We start from the raw sequence: 20,702 nt of genomic DNA, 5'->3' as shown, positions 1-20,702 counted from the left end.
CCCAGAGGGACCACCAATGAAGCTCAACCGTCGCAATCTCATCCTTTTCGCCGCGGCAATCGGCATCGCCGCTGGACCGGCAACCGCCTTCGCCGCCGATGTGCTCAATGTCGGCGCCTACCCGACCAATCCGCCCTTCGAATACAAGAACGAGAGCGGCACCTTCGAAGGTTTTGAGGTCGACATCGTCAACGAGGCGGCCAAGCGCGTCGGCATGACAACCGACATCGCCGATCTCGGCTTCCAGGCACTGTTCGCCGCGACCACCTCGAAGCGTATCGACGTCGCCATCTCGTCGATCACGATCACGCCGGAGCGGCTGAAGTCGCAGTCCTTCACCCAGCCCTATTATGATTCCGACATGGGCATCGCCACCAAGACCGACAGCGCGGTCAACGCCGAGGCCGACCTCAAGGGCAAGATCGTTGGCGTGCTCTCCGGCTCGACCGGCGAGACCTGGGTCAAGGCGCACCAGGAAGCCGACGGCTTCAGCGACGTGAAGGGCTATGACACGCAGCAGAACCTGCTGCTCGACCTCAGCGCCGGCCGCATCGACGCCGCCGTCAGCGACATTCCCGGCATGGAATATTCCTTCACCAAGATGAAGGACCTGAAGGTCAAGCAGCGCATCAAGACCGGCGAGCAGTACGGCCTGATGATGACCAAGGACCATCCGCTGCTCGGCAAGCTCAACGACGCGCTGACGGCGATGAAGAAGGACGGCACGCTGGCCGCGATCCACAAGAAGTGGTTCGGCAGCGACGCCCCGGCCGATTCCTCGACCGTCAAGGAAATGCCGCTGCCCAAGGCCTGAGCTGCGGCCGACAGGACGGAAGGCGTGCCGGCTCCAAAAAGGGTCGGCACGTGCCGTTTTCACGCATAACCTTCCCGGGACCAGCATCCGTTCGGCAAAGCCGATCTTGATATTCCGGGTCGGGCTCTGGCGTCAGATGACGCAACACCGTTCGGGAATGCTCTGATGTCGCTGATCGACACTTTCTTCAACGCCGACGTCATCGCGTCGAGCCTGCCGGCGCTGCTGCGCGGCTTCCTGAACACGCTGCTGCTTGGCCTGCTCAGCATCGGTATCGGCATTCCCATCGGCCTGGTGATCAGCCTGTTGCGGCTCTATGCGCCGAAGCCGCTGCGCTGGCTGGCGGTCGGCTACACCGACATCTTTCGCGCCTTGCCGGTGCTGGTCGTGCTGATCCTGATCTACTACGCGCTGCCGTTCCTCGGCATACGCCTGTCGTCCTGGGCGTCGGCAGTGACCGCGTTCGCCATCATCATGTCGGCCTATTCGGCCGAAGTGTTTCGCTCCGGCATAGAGAGCATTCCGCGCGGCCAGTTCGAGGCCTCGCAGGCGCTTGGCCTGCCGTTCCTTTTGACCTTGCGCAAGGTGGTGCTGCCGCAGGCGGTGCGCGTCGTCATCCCGCCGATGACCAGCAACTGCGTCTCGATGTTCAAGGACACTTCGCTGGCCTCCACCGTGGCCCTGCCGGAACTGCTCAAGGAAGCGACCAACGCACAGTCGCTCTACGCCAACCCCTCGCCGCTGATCGGCGCCGCACTGGTCTATCTCATCTTCCTTTGGCCGATGGTTCGTCTCGTCAGCCTGCTTGAAGCCCGCTTCAAGGACGAGAAGGCCCGCTAGCCACCTACCACCCCGCAAGCACTTCGCAGGAGATACAATTGAGCAATCCCCAGGCCACTGGCGGCTTCCCCGTCGACACCATCCGCGCCATGTTCCCCGCCCTGCAGCGAGCCGGCGATTTCATCTTCATGGACAATGCCGCCGGGGCACAGATTCCGCAGAGCGTGCTCGACGCGGTGACCAACCACCTGGTCTCGCACAATGTGCAGCGCGGCGGCCGCTATGGCCGCAGCGTCACCGTCGATCAGTCGGTCGCCGATGCTCGGACAAGCGTCGCCCTGCTGATCAATGCCTACAGCCCGGCGGAAATCTGCTTCGGCATGAACGCCACCTCCTTCATCCGCCTGGTCAGCCTCGGCATCGGCCAGATGCTTTCCGAGCGTGATGAGATCGTCGTCACCGACATGGACCATGATGCCAACATCGCCACCTGGCTGGCGCTGGAATCCGCCGGCGCCAAGTTCAAATGGTGGCGCATGCGCGAGGATGGCAATCTGCATGTCGACGATCTCAAGCCGCTGGTTTCGGACCGCACCCGGCTGGTCGCCTGCACGGTGACGGCGCACTCGATCGGCTCGATCGTCGATGTCGCCTCGGTCGCTGACATCGCGCATAGGGTTGGCGCCGAAGTGTTCCTCGATTGCGTGCATTACGGACCGCACGGGCTGATCGACGTGCAGGCCTGGGATTGCGATTATCTCGTTTGTTCCGGCTACAAGAACTTCTCGCCGCATATGGGTTTCCTCTGGGGCCGCTTCGAGACGCTGAAACGCCTGCCGACCTTCCGCGAGGATTTCATCCCGGACGAGCCGCCCTACAAGGTCGAGGCCGGCACATTCATCTACGAGAACGTGTCGGGCATGGATGCCGCCGTGCAGTATCTTGAACTGATCGGCCGCAATCTCGCCCCCTCCAACAACCGCTCGCGGCGCGACAACATCGTCGCCGGCATGGGCGCCATCCGCGACTATGAGTTGCTGCTGGCGCGCGAGATGATGGGCGTGTTGAAGGCCTGCGGCGCGACCATCTACGGTGTCGCCGACGAGGCCCGCCTCAACGAGCGCGTGCCGACCTTCTGCTTCAACATCGGCAAGCTGTCGCCGCAGCGCATCGTCGAGGAAATGGCCGATATGCAGATCGGCATCCGCGACGGCCATATGTATGCGCCCCGCCTGATGAAACGCCTCAACCTGTCGATGGACAGCGGCGCCATCCGCGCCTCGCTGGTGCACTACAACACGGTCGAGGAGATCCACAAATTCGGCGAGGCGCTGCGCGCTATCATCGCCAAGCTGTCGTAGCCGGATGGGCCGTGCCTGACCTCCGGTCAGGCCGCCTTCTTCTTCGCCAGCCTCGCCTTGATGCTTGCCACGTCGGCGCGCGGCGTCGCGGCAAACAGCGTCCTGGTGTAGCTGTGCTTGGGATCCGAAAAGACCTCGTCGCGCGAGCCGTATTCGACGGCCTCGCCGAAATACATCACCATCACATCGTCGGCGATGTAGCGCACCACCGACAGGTCGTGGCTGATGAAGACATAGGTCAGCTGGAACTCGTCCTGCAGATCGGCGAGCAGGTTGAGCACCTGCGCCTGAACCGAGAGGTCAAGCGCCGAAACCGGCTCGTCCAGCACCAGCAGGCTGGGGTTCAGCATCAGCGCGCGGGCGATGGCGATGCGTTGGCGCTGACCGCCCGAGAACATGTGCGGATAGCGGTTGTAGTGTTCGTGGCCGAGGCCGACCTTCTTCAGCATCTTCATGGCGAGGTCGCGCCGTTCGGCCGCCGGCTTGTCGGTGTTGATGAGCAGCGGCTCGCCCAGCACGTCGCCGATCTTCTGGCGCGGATTGAGCGATCCGTAGGGATTCTGGAAGACGATCTGCACCTTGCGGCGCATTTCCTTGGTCAATCCGCCTTTGGCGATATCGACCTTGTTGCCGTCGATGAACAGCTCGCCCGACGTCGCGGGATCGATCAAGGTGATGATGCGGGCGAGCGTGGACTTGCCACAGCCGCTTTCGCCGACGATGGCGAGCGTCTTGCCCTTGTCCACGGTGAAGGAGACGCCCTTGACCGCATGCACGGTGCGCGGCCCGGTGAACAGGCCACCGCCGATATGATAGTCGCGAACGATGTTCTTGCCTTCGAGGACCGTGGTGCTCATGCGGAGGCTCCCGCTACCGAGGGGGCAGGCTCGAACAGCATGTCGGAAACGGTCGGCAGCCGGTCGCCGACGGCATTTTCCGGCAACGCCGAGAGCAGCGCGCGCGTGTAATTGCTCTTGGGCGATTCAAACAGCGACAACACGTCGGCCTCTTCCATCTTGCGGCCCTTGTACTGGACGATGACGCGGTCGGCGGTCTCGGCCACCACGCCCATATTGTGGGTGATCATGATCAGGCCCATGCCGTATTTGGCCTGCAGCGAGACGAGCAGATCGAGGATCTGCTTCTGGATGGTGACGTCCAGCGCGGTCGTCGGCTCGTCGGCGATCAAAAGCTTCGGATTGCAGGCAATCGCGATCGCGATCATGACGCGCTGGCACTGGCCGCCCGACATCTGGTGCGGAAACGAACTCAGCCGTTCTTCCGGATCGGCAATGCCGACCAGCTTCATCAGCTCGATGGCGCGTGCCCGGCGCTGGGCACGATCCATGCCCATGTGGAAACGCAGCACCTCCTCGATCTGGAAACCGACCGTGAAGCACGGGTTGAGGCTGGCGATCGGCTCCTGGAAGATCATAGAAATGTCCTTGCCGACGATCTTGCGGCGTTCGGACGGGCTGAGCTTCAACAGGTCGACGCCGTCGAAGGCCATGCGGTCGGCCTTGACCGTCGCGGTGTTGGGCAACAGCCCCATGACCGCCAGCATCGACACCGACTTGCCGGAACCGGACTCGCCGACGATCGCCAGCACCTCACGCGGCTCGATCGAAAGGTCGATGCCTTGCACGGCCATGAACGGCCCGGCGGCGGTGTCGAAGGAAACGGTGAGGTTCTTGATCTCGAGCAGCGACATGCTCACGACCTCTTCAGCTTGGGGTCGAGGGCGTCGCGCAGGCCGTCGCCGATCAGGTTGATGGCAAAGACGGTGATCAGAATGGCAAGGCCGGGGAAGGTCACCACCCACCAGGCGCGCAGGATGAATTCGCGCGCTTCGGCGAGCATCGTGCCCCATTCGGGTGTCGGCGGCTGCGCGCCCATGCCGAGGAAGCCAAGGGCGGCGGCCTCGAGGATGGCGTTGGAGAAGGACAGCGTCGCCTGCACGATCAGCGGGGCGATGCAGTTGGGCAGGATGGTGACCAGCATCAGCCTGAGATGGCTGGCGCCGGCGACCTTGGCCGAGACCACATATTCGCGGGTCTTTTCCGCCATCACCGCGGCACGGGTGAGCCGGGCGAAATGCGGCTGCAGCACGAAGGCGATGGCGATCATGGCGTTGACGAGGCCGGGGCCGAGCACCGCGACCAGCACCAGCGCCAACAGCAGCGATGGGAAGGCCAGGATGATGTCCATGATGCGCATGATCAGCGTGTCGACCCAGCCACGGCAGTAGCCGGCGAGCAGGCCGAGGATGACGCCGGAGATCAGCGCCGTGGTGACGACGACGAAACCGATGGCGAGCGAAAAGCGCGAGCCATAGATCAGGCGCGACAGCATATCGCGGCCGACGGCGTCGGTGCCGAGCAGGAACTGCGCGTTGCCGCCCGCCTGCCAGGCCGGCGGCGTCAGGAAGAAGTCGCGGAACTGATCGTCAGGCGAATGCGGTGCGAGCAGCGGCGCGAAGATGGCGATCAGGATCAGCAGGGCGAAGACGAAGAGACCGATCACAGCGCCCTTGTTGATCGAGAAATAGTGCCAGAACTCGGCGAACATCTGCAGCCGGGCATCCTGCGGCTTGACGACGGTCGCGGCTTCGATGGTGGCTGGGCCTTCATTGGTCATGTCAATTCGCCCGGATACGCGGGTTGATGATGGCATAGAGCACGTCGACGATAAGGTTCACCGACATGACGATCAGCGCGATCAAAAGCAACCCGCCCTGCACGGTGAAATAATCGCGCTTGGAGATGGCGTCGATCATCCACTTGCCGATACCCGGCCACGAAAAGATGCTCTCGGTCAGGATGGCGCCGGTGAGCAGCGTGCCGACCTGCAGGCCGATGGTGGTGACGACCGGGATCAGCGCATTGCGGAAGGCATGCAGGCCGATGACACGGCGCGGCGCCAGGCCCTTGGCGCGCGCGGTGCGCACATAGTCCTCGCCCAACACTTCGAGCATAGCCGATCGCGTCTGCCTGGCGATGACCGCCAGCGGAATGGTGCCAAGCACGATGGTGGGCAGTATGAGGTGCGACACCGCCGAGCGGAAGGCGCCCTTCTGCCCCGAGATCAGGGAATCGATGGTCATGAAGCCGGTCACCGGCTTGAAGAAATAGAGAAGGTCGATGCGGCCGGAGACCGGCGTCCAGTGCAGCGTACCGGAAAACACGATGATCAGCAGCAGCCCCCACCAGAAGATCGGCATGGAATAGCCGGCGAGCGCGGTGCCCATGGTCAGCTGGTCGAACCAGGAGCCGCGGCGGATGGCGGCGAAAATGCCGAAGGCGACACCGAAGATGACGGCGAAGATCATGGCGAAGATGGCGAGTTCGACCGTGGCCGGGAACCGCACCAGGAAATCCTTCAGCACCGGTGTCTTGGTCGAAAACGAGGTGCCGAAATCGCCGCTGAGGATGTTGGTCAGGTAGGTCAGATACTGTTGCCAGATCGGCAGGTCGAAACCGAACTGATGCATCAGCGCCGTGTGGCGTTCGGGCGACAGGCCACGTTCGCCCGCAAGCACCAGCACCGGATCACCGGGCAGGATGCGCACGAAGCCGAAAGCGAGGATGGTTATCCCGATAAAGGTCGGGATGATGAGGGCGAGCTTGCCGAGGATGTAACGCAGCATGGCGGGCGAGGTGGGGCGGCGCCCTGTGGCGCCGCCCCGTTTCGCGAACCTTATTCGGCGATATCGACGCCGTCAAAGCGATGGATGCCGAGCGGATCCATCGCAAAGCCGGAGACGGTCTTCTGCATCGGCATGAACACCTTGGAGTGGGCGAGCGTCGCCCACGGTGCCTGCTCCTTGAAGATGACCTGCGCCTGTTCGTAGAGCTTGGTGCGCTCGGCCTGATCGGAAACCGTCTTGGCCTTGTTGATGAGCGCATCGAAGTCCTTGTTGCACCATTCCGCGCGGTTGTTCGAACCGACGGACGCGCAGCTCAGGAGCACGCCGAGGAAGTTGTCCGGATCGCCATTGTCGCCGGTCCAGCCGACGATGACGGCGCCGTCGTGATCGACCGCCGAAGCGCGCTTGAGGTATTCACCCCAATCGTAGCTGACGATGTTGACGGTGACGCCGACCTTGGCGAAGTCGGCCTGGATCAGCTCGGCGGTGCGGCGCGCGTTCGGCATGTACGGACGCGACACGGGCATGGCCCAGACGTTCATCTTGAGGTCCTTGACGCCGGCCTCTTCAAGCATCTTCTTGGCCGCGTCCGGATCGTAAGGATCGTCCTTCACATCCTTGTTGTAGGACCACATGGTCGGCGGGATCGGGTTGATCGCCACCTGGCCGGCGCCCTGGAACACGGCGTCGATAATGGCCTTCTTGTTGATGGCCATGTTGAGCGCCTTGCGGACGCGCACGTCGTCGAACGGCTTCTGCTGGGTGTTGTACATCAGCGCGCCGACGTTCAGGCCTTCCTGCTCCGCGACCGTCAGGTTCGCATCAGCCTGCAGGCCGGCGATGTCGGCCGGTGCCGGATACGACATGATGTTGCATTCGCCGGCCTTCAGCTTCTGCGCGCGAACCGCCGGATCGGTGGTGATGGCGAACACCAGATCGTCGATCTTCTGCTTGCCGCCCCAATAGTCCGGGTTGGCCTTGTAGCGGATGGCGGCGTCGGTCTGGTAGTCGACGAAGATGAACGGGCCGGTGCCGACCGGCTTCTGGTTGAACAGTTCAGGCGTCTTGTCGGCCTGCAGCTTGTCGGCATATTCCTTCGAGACGATCGAGGCGAAATCCATGCCCAGCGTCGGAATGAAGGTGATCGCCGGTTCCTTGAGGGTGAACTTCACCGTCAGGTCGTCAACCTTCTCGACCTTGGTGATGTTGTCGCCGAACTGATCATTGTAATACTGATAGGCGATGCCCGGTATGTACTGGAACCAGGGGCCGTTCTTGTCGACCTGGCGCTGGAACGAGAACACCACGTCGTCGGCGTTCAGGTCGCGGGTCGGGGTGAAGTAGTCGGTGGGCGCGAATTTGACGCCCTTGCGCAGCTTGAAAGTATATTCCTTGCCGTCGTCGGAAATGGTCCAGCTATCCGCCAGGCCGGGCGAGACCGAGGTCTTGCCGTGATCGAATTCGACGAGGCGGTTGAAGACGGTACGCGAGGACGCATCGAACGTCTGTCCCGCAGTGTACGGCGCCGGATCGAAACCTTCTGGCGACGCCTCCGCGCAGTAGACCAGAGTTTTCGCGTTGGCCACGCCGCCCAGGACGCTTGCAGCCAGCAACGCGGCTGCAAAAGTCAATTTCTTCTTCATTGAGCACTCCCTGATGTTCTTCCAAGCCCCTCTATCAGGCTCGCGAAGCGCGCATATAAGCACCGTTTTTCCGGGTTTGGAACACCCCGTTTGCTTACCCCGCGGGAAGCAGGAAAAAAATCCGCCATTTTGCTAAACGGCAGAAAAAATTAGCAGTTTCTTCTATTCACGATATTATTAACGACCGCATTTTTTTATTGATCCGACGTCCGGCGACAAGGGCGCCGCGCCCCGTCTTCATCGGCCGCGGAAGCGCGAAGATGCCGGTTCCAGCTGTGGCCCGCGGGAAAGATTTACGGCGGCAAATCTTTCGGCGTCCTGCCGCTGGGGCAAGACTTGCACCGCCGCCGATAGAGGCAATACATAGATGGACAACTGGCGGCAGCGGAGGGCGTCTCCATCAATCCGGGGGCGGTGCGGCACAGGCCAACGAGAAACAGGCGACCAGGGTTGTCGAGGAGGAACGGGTGGCAAAAGCGTCGAAGAGCCCAGTGAAAGCGCCGGCCAAGGCGGCCTCGAAACCAGCCGCCGGTGGAGACGGGCAAGGCAAGGCCGCGGGCAAGGCAGCGACCGCGAAGGCGGCGGCCAAACCCGCCAGGAATGCCCCACCGGCAAAAGCCGCGGCCACGGCCAGGACCGCCACGAAGCCGGCTACGAAGGCCGCGCCGGCGAAGGCGTCCGCGGCGAGGACCGAATCGGGCAAGACCGCGACGACGAAGAACTCGCCACCAGCAAAGACCGCACCGGCCTCGAAGCCGGCGACGGCGACCAGCCAGCGGCTGCCGAAGGCGCTGACCGAACTCGCCGCCGGCCTGCCGCAAAAGCCATGGCTCAACAGCTATCCCAAGAACATGCCTGCCGAGATCGGCGCCCTGCCCTACGGTTCCATCGGCGACTTCCTGGTGGGCGCCTGCAAGCAGTTCGCCGGTCAGCCGGCCTTCACCTGCATGGGCAAGTCCATCACCTACGCCGAACTCGAGCAGCTTTCGGCGGCCTTCGGTGCCTATCTGCAGTCCACTGGATTGCAGAAGGGCGCGCGCGTCGCCCTGATGATGCCGAACGTGCTGCAGTATCCCGTGGCGATGATGGCGGTCGCCCGCGCCGGCTTCACGGTGGTGAACGTCAATCCGCTCTACACGCCGCGCGAACTGGAGCATCAGCTCAAGGATTCCGGGGCACAGGCCATCGTCATTCTCGAAAACTTCGCCAACACCTTGCAGGCGGTCGTCGCCAGGACCTCGGTCAAGCACATCGTCGTCGCGGCCATGGGCGACCTGCTCGGCGGCCTGAAGGGTTCGATCGTCAATCTGGTGGTGCGCCGCGTCAAGAAAATGGTGCCGGCCTGGTCAATGCCCGGCCATGTCAAGTTCAATGCGGCGCTGAAGGCCGGCCGCGGCATGGCTTTCAAACCGGCCACGGTGGCCGCCAGTGATGTCGCCTTCCTCCAATATACTGGCGGCACCACCGGAATCTCGAAAGGCGCGACCCTCTCGCACAGCAATGTGCTGGCCAATGTCGCGCAGAATGCGCTGTGGCTGCAGGACGCCTACACCGTCAAGCCAAAGCCGGCGCATCTCAACCTCGTCTGCGCACTGCCGCTTTACCATATCTTCGCGCTGACGGTGAATGCGCTGATGGGCATGCAGATGGGCGGCCAGAACATACTGATCCCCAATCCGCGCGACATTCCCGGCTTCGTCAAGGAAATGGGCAAATATCCGATCCATATCTTTCCGGGCCTCAACACGCTGTTCAACGCGCTGCTCAACAATGAGGACTTCCGCAAGCTGGACTTCAAGCCGCTGCTTCTGACCTTGGGCGGCGGCATGGCGGTACAGAAGGGCGTCGCCGAACGCTGGAAGGCGTTGACCGGTTGCCCCGTCAGCGAAGGCTATGGCCTTTCGGAGACCTCGCCGGTGGCGACGGCCAACAAGTTCAGTTCCGGCGAGTTCACCGGCACCATCGGCCTGCCGCTGCCCTCGACAGAAATCGCCATCCGAGACGACGACGGCAACAACGTGCCGCTGGGCGAGGTCGGCGAGATCTGCATCAGGGGACCGCAGGTGATGGCCGGCTACTGGAACCGGCCGGACGAGACCGCCAAGGTGATGACCGCCGACGGCTTCTTCAAATCGGGCGACATGGGTTTCATGGACGAACGCGGCTACACCAAGATCGTCGACCGCAAGAAGGACATGATCCTCGTCTCCGGCTTCAACGTCTATCCGACGGAACTCGAGGAGGTGGTGGCGGCGCATCCGGGCGTGCTCGAAGTGGCGGCGATTGGCGTGCCGGACGAGCATTCGGGCGAAGTGCCGAAACTGTTCATCGTCAAGAAGGACTCGGCCCTGACCGCCGAGGCCATCACTGCTTTTTGCCGTGAGAACCTGACCGGCTACAAGCGGCCCAGATACATCGAGTTCAGGACCGAATTGCCAAAGACGCCGGTCGGCAAGATCCTGCGGCGGGCGTTGCGCGAATAGTGGCCGACGATCCCGCCGACTTCGATGCGCCCGGCCGACGCCTTGATCCGGCAGAATTCATCAGGACGAATTTGCGCCTTGCCCCAGTGCGGGCGCTTCCTGAAATCCAGCTTTACACCGCTCACCCGGGCAGCGGGCTGAGGCGGCTCGTCGGGTCCGGCGACGACCTGGACGAGTCCGAGCCGCAGCCACCCTATTGGGCCTATGCCTGGGCCGGCGGCGCGGTGCTGGCGCGCCATATTCTCGACCATCCGGAGATCGTGACGGGCCGCCGCGTGCTCGACCTCGGCGCCGGCTCGGGCCTTGTCGCCCTCGCCGCCGCGAAGGCCGGCGCAGCGGAAGTGATCGCCGCCGAGATCGACCGCAACGGCGTCGCCGCGATCCGCCTCAATGCCGCGGCCAACGCCGTCGAGATCACCATCTTCGACAAGGATCTCACCACAGGTCCGCCACCGGCCGCCGACCTCGTGCTGGCGGGCGACGTGTTCTACTGCCGTGAGGTTGCCTTGCGGGTTATGCCGTTCCTCGACCGCTGCCTGGCATCAGGCATCGAGGTACTGGTCGGCGACCCCCGCCGCAACGATTTGCCGCTCACCCGGCTGCGATTGATCGCTGAATATGAGGTGCCGGATTTTGGGGATGCAAAGGGGATTGCGAGCAGACCGAGCGGGGTGTTTTGGTTTAAGGCGGAAGAGCGGTAGGGCGCTGGGCGCAGGCCGATAGCTGGAACGGCCGGGGTTCGAGCCAGTGCTTGCTTAGGTCGAATGAACGTCTGGTTAGCGCCTAATTCCGGTCGTTCATCCACCGATTCCTGTGGAATGGCGCGCCCGGCATAGCGAAGATGGGCACTCAGACCATTGGCAAATTGCGGTGTCACTTAACTCGTTTGCATGCTGATCGGCGCAGCGCAGCAGACCCGCTAGGTCAGGAGCCATTGATGTGAGGTGCGTGATCTGATTCAGGCTCCGCGACCCTAGACCCGCCTTTATCGTGGTCCCCAACCAGGCTTCCGATCAGGTTTCGGACCCAGCGGTGGCCCGCATGCCTATGACATCTCTCGTGCCAAATCAGACTGACATTGAATTGCTCACCTAGCCAGGGCAGATCAACCATCATGACTTTTTCTGATTGCCTAATAAATAAGCGCCTTGGCACGAGTGCAACCAAATCACTATCTAAGACGATCTCCGGCAGGAGCAAAAAGGAGGCCGCTGACACGACGACGTTGCGTCGGTAACCAAGTGTCGCCAAAGCACTGTCCACTGGCGTTTCGAAGTCGCCGCCCCGCGGTGACACCACGACGTGTTCCAATTCGACATATTCGTCTATTGTCATACCCGATTTTAGCCGAGGATGACCGTGTCTTCCTATGAGGACATAAGTTTCGTTGAATAAGTGACACGTCCGTAGGTGCGGGGCCGACCGCTCGGGAGTAGCGATAACAAGATCGACTTCTTTATTCCCCAATTGCTGCTCCACCAGCTCGGGCACCAGATGCCGTACGGCCACCCGTACTCCCGGCGCCGTCTGCCGGAGAGCCAAGACGAACGGCATCACCACTGCTGCCTGGATATAGTCAGAACAGCCGATCGATACGGTAAGCTCGGCCTTGCCGGGATCAAAGTCCTGATGAGAATGTAACGCGTTGCGCACGTGATCCAGCGCGTCTCTCAGTTGCGGTGCAAGTTCGATTGCCTTGGCGGTCGGGATCATGCCTCGACGAGTCGGGAGCAGAAGCGGGTCGTCAAACAAATCCCGAAGCCGTGCTAGTTGCGCGCTTACAGCCGGCTGACTGAGGTGCAGTTGATCTGCCGCTTTCGTTACGTTTTGTTCGGCAAGCAGCACTTCGAGCGTCGCCAAGAGATTGAGGTCGATGCGACTGTCATTCACCGTGTCTATTCCTAGTCGCCGTTTAATCATTTCTATATATGATCATCGCGGCGCTGCCCGTCAACGGCTTGGCCGCCTAATGGGAAGCTGTCTGTGTTGGCGTCGGGCCGCTGGCGCGAAAGCGATCGCTGCTGTTCTTACGATTGGTAGAGAGCCGCCAAACTGGAGCGGAGGGAGCCGTGCGGCACCGACGGGCCAATCGAACGCCCGCGTGAAAGTGCCAACGTGGCGATCAGCGGTTAGATATCTGCTATCTGGATAGCACGGGTCAAGATAATCGATTTCACAAATCTTAGTCAGATACTCATGTTGAGGCCAGCCGGGCTTCCAATCCCGAGCCGGAGGCATCGAGTGATCTCAGTCAGCATCCCATACCCGACTAGCTTAGCGCGCGCTTTGGCGCGAACTGCTGCAACGAAACAAGCATTCTGCTGGTGATCGAGGAGCCTCGCCGCGCCGTCAACAGTGCAAGTATCGAAATCGATGTCGGCATCATCGAGCCGAGCGCGCCCGGGGGGGGCACGCAAAATCCCGGAAAACGTCTGTGTCACCAACGCGCAAGCCCTGGCGCGCAATTGATACCGATCGGGAACATCAGACACAGCTCTCAACAACTACGGAGACCATCTCGTGAAAAGAAATATTCTCATCGTTTACGCACACCCTGAGCCCACTTCGCTGACACGGCAGCTGGTCGACGTGACCGCTGAGATGTTGTCGGCGGCGGGGCACACCGTGGTCCATTCGGACCTCTACGGCATGAAGTGGAAGGCGGGGTACGACGCCGATGACTTTCCGATGCGCAACAACCCTGAGCGACTGTCGTTCATCATGGAATCGGGCCATGCTTACGCAAGCGGGCATCAGACGCCCGACGTGATCGCCGAGCAGCAGAAGCTGCTCGCGGCCGATGCTGTGGTCCTGCAATTCCCGCTGTGGTGGTACGGCGTGCCCGCGATCTTGAAGGGCTGGATAGAGCGAGTCTATGCCTTCGGTTTTGCCTACGGCTATCAGAATGGCTCCAACGAGTTTCGCTTTGGCGACGGCATCCTCAAGGGCAAGCGAGCGCTGGTCAACGTGCAGGCAGGCGGCCCAGTGGCCGATTATGGCCCGCGGGGTATCAACGGGCCGATAGAGCAACTGTTGTTCCCGCTGACTCATGGCGCGCTGTTCTATCCCGGCATGGACGTGCTCCCGACGCACGCGGTCTATGGCGCGGGTCACGTTTCCACGGCGGAGCAAGTGGACGCGATCAAGGCAGCATGGCGTGTACGTCTCGCCGGGCTATTCACCGACAAGCCGATTCCCTTCCGTTCGCAAAACGGCGGCGACTTCCCCGATCGCCACACCATGGCCGACCACGTTGCGCCGGGCCAAACCGGCCTCGCCGCGCACTTTGCCGATCTGATCGACGCATAAAGAGCAACACCGATGTCGCCTGCATTGTTCGCGCTTGCCGTGGCGGCCTTCGCCATCGGCACGACGGAGTTCGTCATGATCGGGCTTGTCCCGGATGTCGCGCGCGATCTTGCGGTAACGATACCCCAAGCCGGTCTGCTTGTGACTGGCTATGCCCTGGCCGCGACCGTTGGGGCGCCGACGGTCACGGCCCTTACTGGAAGGCTTCCCCGCCGCGGGCTTGTGGTTGGACTGATGAGCCTGTTCACGCTCGGTAATCTGCTTGGCGGCGCTGCACCGACTTATGAAGTGCTGCTGGCCGGGCGGATCGTGACAGGAGTGGCGCACGGCGTGGTCTTCGCCGTCGGCGCGCCGATTGCGATGAGCCTGGCGGATCGTGAGCGCGGCGCGCGGGCGGTGGCGACGATGTTCGCAGGGCTCACCCTTGCAATGGTCATCGGTGTCCCGTTCGGCACAATCGTCGGACAGAGCCTTGGGTGGCGTGCACCGCTGCTGGCGGTGGCTGTGCTCGGCTGCCTCACGGCAGCGCTATTGCGACTTTTGTTGCCGCGGGAAATTCCCCACGCTCCGACCGCCGGTTTAAGGTCGCAGTTCGCCGTATTGGCGAAGCCCCGCCTCCTGGCGCTCTATTTCATCGCCATGACCGGGTTCGGCGGATCATTCGTGGTTTTCACCTTTCTCGCACCGCTGCTGACGGAGGTAACCCACGTGTCTCCTGCCGCAGTCAGCTTGGCGTTCATGGCATTCGGCGCAGCTGCGGTGGTCGGGAATTTTGGTGGGGGCCGGCTTAGCGATGCACTCGGCACGCGGCGCAGCCTGATGGCAGCGCTGGTCGGTCTGGTCCTGGCCCTTGCGACGCTGCCCTTTTCGGCCCCGCACGTCCTGACAATGTTCGCCAACCTGCTCCTCTGGTCTGCCTGCTGCTTCTGTCTTGGCCCGATCGTTCAGTCTGGCGTGGTCGCGGCCGCGGAAGAGGTCGCGCCCGACGCCGTCGCGACTGCTTCGGGTGGAAAGCGGACATTGCGCCTACGGCAACGCCGACCTGCATAGCAGACGTTTTGCCGTGGCGCCGTTCGCAAAAAGGATGGCGTTTCAGGAAACGTTGTGCGCAGCTTTCAGTTAAGTCGGTATTACCCTTCGGCGGTCAACGTCGTCAGCCGTTTAAGCGGAGAACATCATGATTTCACCCTACATAATAAACATTCCTGACGAACGGCTCGCCACGATCAGAGCCAAGGTCGAGGCTTATGACTGGAGCCAGCTGCCGGATGCGGGGGGCTGGTCAGCGGGGGTCGGGGTTGATGACCTCAAGCGACTCGCCGCGTATTGGCGGTACAGCTACGACTGGCGTGCGGTCGAACGGCGCCTCAACGCGCTGCCCAACTTCACGGCCGACGTGGAAGGCGAGCACCTCCACTTCGTTCATGTGAAGGGCGACGGCTCCAAGCCGCCAGTACTGCTTCTCCACGGCTGGCCGGGCTCGTATCTCGAGTTCGAGCGGCTGTTGCAGCCGCTCGCAGCGGACGGGCACGACGTTGTCGTCCCCTCGCTTCCTGGCTTCGCGTTCTCCAACCCGATCACGCGCCCGATCGGCCCGCGGCGGGCTGCTGCACTCGTGCATGGGCTGATGATACAGCTTTTCGGCGACGCGCGGTATTTCGTTCAAGGGGGCGATTGGGGCCACGGCATCGCGGCCTGGGCAGCGCATGATCGACCGGACGCTCTGCTCGGCATTCATATCAACATGATGACCGTGCGTGCGGAGGATGCCGCTCCGACGACCGACGAGGAGAAGTCCTTCGCCGCCAAGCGTGCCGCGATTGCCGATCGGGAGAGCGCCTACTTTCACGAGCAGGAAACCCGTCCGCAGACGCTCGGCGTCGCGATGGCCGACAGCCCGGTCGGAGCGGCGGGCTGGATACTCGAGAAGTTCGGCAAGTGGGCCGATCTTCCGACAACCGCCGATGGCGACCCCGACATCTGGAGCAAATTTTCCGAGGAGGAACTCCTCACCAACATCATGCTCTACATCGCGCCGGCATCGTTCGTGACGGCAACCTGGATCTACTACGGCAGCCGGCTTGAGGAGTCGCGGATGCTTCCGGCCGGCACCCGCATCCAGGTGCCGACCGGCGTTGCGGCCTTCCCCGATCCAGTGTTCTTGCCGCCGCCGCGCTCGTTCGCGGAGAAGACCTACAACATCGTGCATTGGACCGACATGCCGCGGGGCGGGCATTTCGCCGCGCTGGAAGAGCCGGAACTGATGCTGGCCGACCTGCGCGCCTTTATCGCGACGGTGTCGGGAGCGCGCTTTGGCTGCTTTCGGGACCATGGATTGACTGCCTAAACGTCTCCAATTGGAAGCTTCCTGCCATTCGGAAGTGCCCGCCGCGCACGGCAGTTATCCAATCGCCAAGACCCGAAAGCTGACTGTCCGCTCACGGCCCCATCTCGGCCATCGAAGTCAAACCACCTTCCCACCCCTTCTCCGGATCACGCCGTCTCCTTGACCCGTGCGGCCAGAAAATCCGGCAGGTCGGCAACCGAATCCAGGATGACGTCGGCGATCTCGGCCAGCGATTCGCGGGTGCCGGTGCCGGAGAGCACGCCGATCGCAAGGCCGCAGCCGCCGGCGCGCGCCATTTCGAGATCGTGCCTGTTGTCGCCGACCATGGCGATCTCGCTTGGCTTCAGGCCGGTGAGGTCGCAAAAGGCCTGGATGGTGTCCGGGGCCGGCTTGGGATTGGCGACGGCGTCATATCCGTAAGCGGCATCGAACAGTTGTGCGACGCCGAGCGTGACCAGCGTTTTTTCGGCGCCGCTGGTCGAATCGTTGGTGGCGACGCCAAGCCGGTAGGATCGCTTGTGCAGCAGGGCCAGCGTGTCGACGACATCAGGCAGCGCCACCGCCATCGCCGAGCCCTGCACCGAGGTAATCTCGTTGAAGCGGGCGACGGCCAGCATCTGATCCTCGTTGGACAGGCGCGGAAACCACAGTTCGACGACGTCGAGATTGGTGCCGGAGGCAAAGATGGAGTCGGGCTTGAAGCGCCGGTTGGCGAAATCGAAACCGGCGGCCGCGAGCAGCCTGTCGGCCTTCCAGCGATCGCCCTCGGCTGCATCCATGGCCATGAAATCGGCAACGCCGAGCCAGGTCGCGTTGAAATCGACAAGTGTCCCGTCCTTGTCGAACAATATTCCCTTGATGTCTGCCAAACTTTTCACTCCGAACCACGCAATTGGCGGATGTATCCCACAAGGCCAGCGGTCGACGCGTCGCGCTTGGCGGCACTTTCCTTGCCTTCCACGACAGGCAGGAGGCCGGTCGCCAGTTCCTTGCCGAGCTCTACGCCCCACTGGTCGAAGGAGTTGATGTTGAACAGCGTTCCCTCGACGAAGACGCGGTGCTCGTAGAGCGCGATCAGCCGGCCGAAGGTGCGCGGGTCGAGCTTGCGGTAGAGGATGGTCACCGAGGGCCGGTTGCCGGAGAAGACACGGTGCGGGGCGATGCGGTCGACATCGGCCGGCTTCATGCCCTTGGCCAGCATCTGCGTGCGTGCCTCGTCCAGCGTGCGGCCCTTCATCAAGGCTTCCGACTGCGCCAGGCAGTTGGCGAGCAGCAGGTCATGCTGATGCTTGAGATCAGGCTCGTGGCCGACCGCGGCGGCGAGGAACTCGACCGGGATCAGATCGGTGCCCTGGTGCAGCAGCTGGAAGAAGGCGTGCTGCCCGTTGGTGCCTGGCTCGCCCCAGACCAGAGGCCCGGTCGGCGTCGTCACCGGCGTGCCGTCAAGGGTGACGCTCTTGCCGTTCGATTCCATGTCGAGCTGCTGCAGATAGGCCGGCAGCCGTGACAACCGCTGGTCGTAGGGGATGACCGCGCGGGCCGGATAGCCGCAGATCACGCGGTGCCACCAGCCGACCAGCCCCAGGAGCGCCGGCAGGTTCTTCTGGAGCGGCGCGGTGCGGAAATGCTCGTCCATCTCGTGCGCGCCGTCGAGGAAGGCGCGGAAATTCCGCGGGCCGATGGCGATCATGACCGGCAGGCCGATCGCGCCCCACAACGAATAGCGGCCGCCGACCCAGTCCCAGAAGCCGAAGACGCGATCCGGCTCGATGCCGAACTTGGCCACCAGGTCGAGCGCGGTCGAGACGGCGGCGAAATGCTTGCCTACGGCTTCCTTGCCGAGCGCTTTCTGCACCCAGTCGCGCGCCGTCTGCGCATTGGTCATCGTCTCGACCGTGGTGAAGGTCTTGGAGGCAATGATGAACAGCGTGGTTTCGGCGGACAGCCCCTTCAGCGTGTCGTGGATATGGGCGCCGTCAATGTTGGAGACATAGTGCGCGCGCGGACCGTCATGATAGGGGGCGAGCGCCAGCGTCGCCATGGCCGGACCAAGGTCCGAGCCGCCGATGCCGATGTTGACGATGTCGGTGATCTTCTTGCCGGTGGCACCTGTTGCCTTGCCCGAGCGGATCGCCTCGGCGAAAGAGCCCATCGCATCGAGCACGGCAACGACATCCGCCTTGACGTCCTGGCCGTCGACCGTGACCCCCTTGCCGCTGAGGTTGCGCAGCGCCGTGTGCAGCACGGCGCGGTCTTCGGTGACGTTGATCTTCTTGCCGGCGAACATGGCGGCGCGGCGGCCTTCGAGATCGGCGGCGGCGGCGAGCTTCTCCAGCAGATTCATTGTCGCCGCGTCGACGGCGCATTTAGACCAGTCGAGCAGGAGGTCACCATCGGTGGCGGAGAATGCCTTGAAGCGCTGCGGATCGGCGGCGAAGACCTGGCGCATGTCGCCAGGCGCCGCGGCGCGATGATCGCGCAGGGCGGCAAGCTGTTTCTGGAAGGCTGACTGATCCACTGGCGGGGACTCCTGGCGTTTTGGACGCACCATATCAGACCGGATGTTTCCGGCGCGTGTCGTCGCGCCACAACTATTGAGCCGAATTCCATCCGGTCAATACGCGGCGATGACGCAGCGCATCACGATGCGATGACACAATGTATCGGGTGGCGAGGTGGCCGCGGCTTATTTCGAGCTTGAAGGATCACTGGCATAAATCCCAAAGATCAGAAAAATTGATTGGCGCAACCCCTTGTGCCACGGTTACGTTCGGCTGGTCCAGCCAAGCAAAAAAAGCTGGCCATTGAGGAACATCTTCCATGCCACAGAGAAACGACACGGCGATATGGTCCGGCCTGTTCCGGATTTCGGCTGAATCCGGCCAAACCCTCCAGGCGCAGATCCGCCAAGCCATCGTGGCCGCCATTCTCGACCGCCAGATCGCCGCTTCGATGCCCCTTCCCTCCTGCCGGATCCTGGCCGAGAAACTCGGCGTGGCGCGCGGAACGGTGGTGCTGGCATTCCAGCAGCTCGTCGACCAGGGTTTCCTAGTGGCGCGCGAGCGGCGCGGCCATTTCGTCAATCCCGAAGTGCTGGCGACGCCGGCCAAGCCGCACCAGAAGGCGCCCGACCAGGCCAACGAGATCGACTGGAAGGCGCGCCGGCAGATCGCGGCCAGCGACATGCCGCCGCCGGCCAAGCACGAGAACTGGATCAAGTCGTCCTACCCCTTCGTCTACGGCCAGTTCGACCCGGCGCTGTTCCCGACCGCCGAGTGGCGCGAGTGCAACCGCATGGCGCTGGCCGTGCTGGAGATCCGCAACTGGGCGTCCGACATGGTCGACCGCGACGATCCGCTGCTGATCGAGCAAATCCAGGCACGGCTCTTGCCCAGGCGCGGCATCTTCGCCAATCCCGACGAAATCATCGTCACGCTGGGCGCCCAGAACGCGCTCTACATGCTGGCCTCGCTGCTGATGACCAAGGGCTCAAAGGTGGCGATGGAAGACCCAGGCTACCCCGATGCACGCTCGATCTTCCGCCTCGCGGGCGCCGACATCGAGCCGGTGCCGGTCGACCAGTCCGGTATCGTAACCTCTTCTATTCCCAATGATTCCGGCTTCGTCTTCGTCACCCCCAGCCATCATTGCCCGACCATGGTGCCGCTGTCGGCGGAGCGGCGGCAGGACCTCCTGGCGCGCGCCAACCGGCACAACCAGATCATCATCGAGGACGGCTATGACAGCCAGCTTCTCGACGAGGCGCCGCAGCAGGCGCTGAAGAGCCTCGACCGCTCCGGCCGTGTCGTCTATGTCGGCTCGATGTCGAAGACGCTGGCGCCGGGCCTGCGGCTTGGCTACATCGTGGCCTCGGCTGGACTAATCGCCGAACTCAGGGCGCTGCGCCGTTTCATGCTGCGCCACCCGCCGGCCAACAACCAGCGCGCCGTGGCACTCTTCCTGTCGCTCGGCCATCACGAAGCGCTGGTGCGGCGACTGTCGAGCGCCTTCGACGAGCGGCGCAAGCGCCTGGTCCATGCGATTTCCGCCTTCCTGCCGGAATGGCGGTCGACCGATTCGGCCGGTGGCACATCGCTGTGGCTGGAAGGGCCACGGGGTACCGATTCCCGCGGTTTGGCTGAGGCCGCCGCCTCGCGCAGCGTCATCATCGAGCCGGGCGACCGCTTCTTCGACCGCACCGAAAAGCCTTCGCGTTTCATGCGGTTGGGCATTTCCTCGATCGCGCTGCAGCACATCGAGCCCGGTATCCGGGAATTGGCCACCGCCGCCGGGCGCAGGCCCGCCGCCGCCTGAGCCAT

The 20,702-nt window shown here is 63.0% G+C and carries 17 protein-coding genes; 9 read left to right on the top strand and 8 right to left on the bottom strand.

Annotated features, from left to right (window positions below; genetic code table 11):
• The first annotated feature begins 16 nt into the window (after positions 1-16).
• From EN808_RS21180 to EN808_RS21170, 3 genes are all read left to right on the top strand, one after another.
• Positions 17-814, top strand: a complete 798-nt coding sequence (locus tag EN808_RS21180; RefSeq protein ID WP_127870696.1) for an ABC transporter substrate-binding protein — start codon at positions 17-19, stop codon at positions 812-814.
• Positions 815-979: 165 nt separating this feature from the next.
• On the top strand, positions 980-1,654 hold the full coding sequence (locus EN808_RS21175) for an amino acid ABC transporter permease (protein WP_127870695.1): 675 nt from the start codon (positions 980-982) through the stop codon (positions 1,652-1,654).
• 38 nt (positions 1,655-1,692) lie between these two features.
• Positions 1,693-2,955 carry a cysteine desulfurase-like protein gene (locus EN808_RS21170; RefSeq protein ID WP_189524152.1) on the top strand — a complete coding sequence of 421 codons (1,263 nt, stop codon included), beginning with the start codon at positions 1,693-1,695 and terminating at the stop codon, positions 2,953-2,955.
• Positions 2,956-2,981: 26 nt separating this feature from the next.
• Here EN808_RS21170 and EN808_RS21165 read toward each other — a convergent pair whose 3' ends face one another.
• From EN808_RS21165 to EN808_RS21145, 5 genes are all read right to left on the bottom strand, one after another.
• Positions 2,982-3,812, bottom strand: a complete 831-nt coding sequence (locus EN808_RS21165) for a dipeptide ABC transporter ATP-binding protein (RefSeq protein ID WP_127278113.1) — start codon at positions 3,810-3,812, stop codon at positions 2,982-2,984.
• The gene (locus tag EN808_RS21160) at positions 3,809-4,666 is read right to left on the bottom strand and encodes an ABC transporter ATP-binding protein (protein WP_127278114.1); all 858 of its coding nucleotides are present in this window, start codon (positions 4,664-4,666) and stop codon (positions 3,809-3,811) included. The genes EN808_RS21165 and EN808_RS21160 overlap by 4 nt, the downstream gene beginning before the upstream one ends.
• Before the next feature lie 2 nt (positions 4,667-4,668).
• The gene (locus EN808_RS21155) at positions 4,669-5,523 is read right to left on the bottom strand and encodes an ABC transporter permease subunit (protein WP_174361976.1); all 855 of its coding nucleotides are present in this window, start codon (positions 5,521-5,523) and stop codon (positions 4,669-4,671) included.
• A 70-nt stretch (positions 5,524-5,593) separates the two neighbouring features.
• On the bottom strand, positions 5,594-6,601 hold the full coding sequence (locus EN808_RS21150) for an ABC transporter permease subunit (protein ID WP_127870693.1): 1,008 nt from the start codon (positions 6,599-6,601) through the stop codon (positions 5,594-5,596).
• A 50-nt stretch (positions 6,602-6,651) separates the two neighbouring features.
• On the bottom strand, positions 6,652-8,244 hold the full coding sequence (locus EN808_RS21145; protein WP_127870692.1) for an ABC transporter substrate-binding protein: 1,593 nt from the start codon (positions 8,242-8,244) through the stop codon (positions 6,652-6,654).
• Between the two features lie 467 nt (positions 8,245-8,711).
• On the opposite strand from EN808_RS21145, the gene EN808_RS21140 reads away from it, so the two are divergent.
• Together EN808_RS21140 and EN808_RS21135 are read left to right on the top strand one after the other, a co-directional pair.
• Positions 8,712-10,727 carry a long-chain fatty acid--CoA ligase gene (locus EN808_RS21140; RefSeq protein WP_135916830.1) on the top strand — a complete coding sequence of 672 codons (2,016 nt, stop codon included), beginning with the start codon at positions 8,712-8,714 and terminating at the stop codon, positions 10,725-10,727.
• Positions 10,724-11,428: a 50S ribosomal protein L11 methyltransferase gene (locus EN808_RS21135; RefSeq protein WP_135916829.1), complete on the top strand. Its 705-nt coding sequence runs from the start codon at positions 10,724-10,726 to the stop codon at positions 11,426-11,428. The genes EN808_RS21140 and EN808_RS21135 overlap by 4 nt, the downstream gene beginning before the upstream one ends.
• 223 nt (positions 11,429-11,651) lie before the next feature.
• Here the strand turns inward: EN808_RS21135 and EN808_RS21130 are convergent, their stop codons facing one another.
• Entirely contained in the window at positions 11,652-12,617 is a 966-nt protein-coding gene (locus tag EN808_RS21130; protein WP_135916828.1) for a LysR family transcriptional regulator, read from the bottom strand.
• Positions 12,618-13,247: 630 nt separating this feature from the next.
• On the opposite strand from EN808_RS21130, the gene EN808_RS21125 reads away from it, so the two are divergent.
• From EN808_RS21125 to EN808_RS21115, 3 genes are all read left to right on the top strand, one after another.
• Entirely contained in the window at positions 13,248-14,036 is a 789-nt protein-coding gene (locus EN808_RS21125) for an NAD(P)H-dependent oxidoreductase (protein ID WP_127278328.1), read from the top strand.
• 12 nt (positions 14,037-14,048) lie between these two features.
• Entirely contained in the window at positions 14,049-15,086 is a 1,038-nt protein-coding gene (locus EN808_RS21120; RefSeq protein WP_135916827.1) for an MFS transporter, read from the top strand.
• Between the two features lie 127 nt (positions 15,087-15,213).
• The gene (locus tag EN808_RS21115) at positions 15,214-16,383 is read left to right on the top strand and encodes an epoxide hydrolase family protein (protein WP_127278326.1); all 1,170 of its coding nucleotides are present in this window, start codon (positions 15,214-15,216) and stop codon (positions 16,381-16,383) included.
• A 146-nt stretch (positions 16,384-16,529) separates the two neighbouring features.
• Here the strand turns inward: EN808_RS21115 and EN808_RS21110 are convergent, their stop codons facing one another.
• Positions 16,530-17,252, bottom strand: coding sequence for an HAD family hydrolase (locus tag EN808_RS21110; RefSeq protein WP_135916826.1), 723 nt, complete (start codon positions 17,250-17,252; stop codon positions 16,530-16,532).
• Between the two features lie 5 nt (positions 17,253-17,257).
• On the bottom strand, positions 17,258-18,934 hold the full coding sequence (pgi, locus tag EN808_RS21105) for a glucose-6-phosphate isomerase (protein ID WP_189524151.1): 1,677 nt from the start codon (positions 18,932-18,934) through the stop codon (positions 17,258-17,260).
• Positions 18,935-19,203: 269 nt separating this feature from the next.
• Here pgi and EN808_RS21100 point away from each other — a divergent pair, with 269 nt between their 5' ends.
• On the top strand, positions 19,204-20,697 hold the full coding sequence (locus EN808_RS21100) for a PLP-dependent aminotransferase family protein (protein ID WP_135916824.1): 1,494 nt from the start codon (positions 19,204-19,206) through the stop codon (positions 20,695-20,697).
• Positions 20,698-20,702: the final 5 nt, after the last annotated feature.

This window comes from Mesorhizobium sp. M8A.F.Ca.ET.165.01.1.1 (assembly GCF_004792065.1).
Taxonomy (GTDB): Bacteria; Pseudomonadota; Alphaproteobacteria; order Rhizobiales; family Rhizobiaceae; genus Mesorhizobium.
The sequence above is the reverse complement of the archived record's forward strand: the minus strand, read 5'-3'. Positions and strand labels throughout refer to the sequence as shown.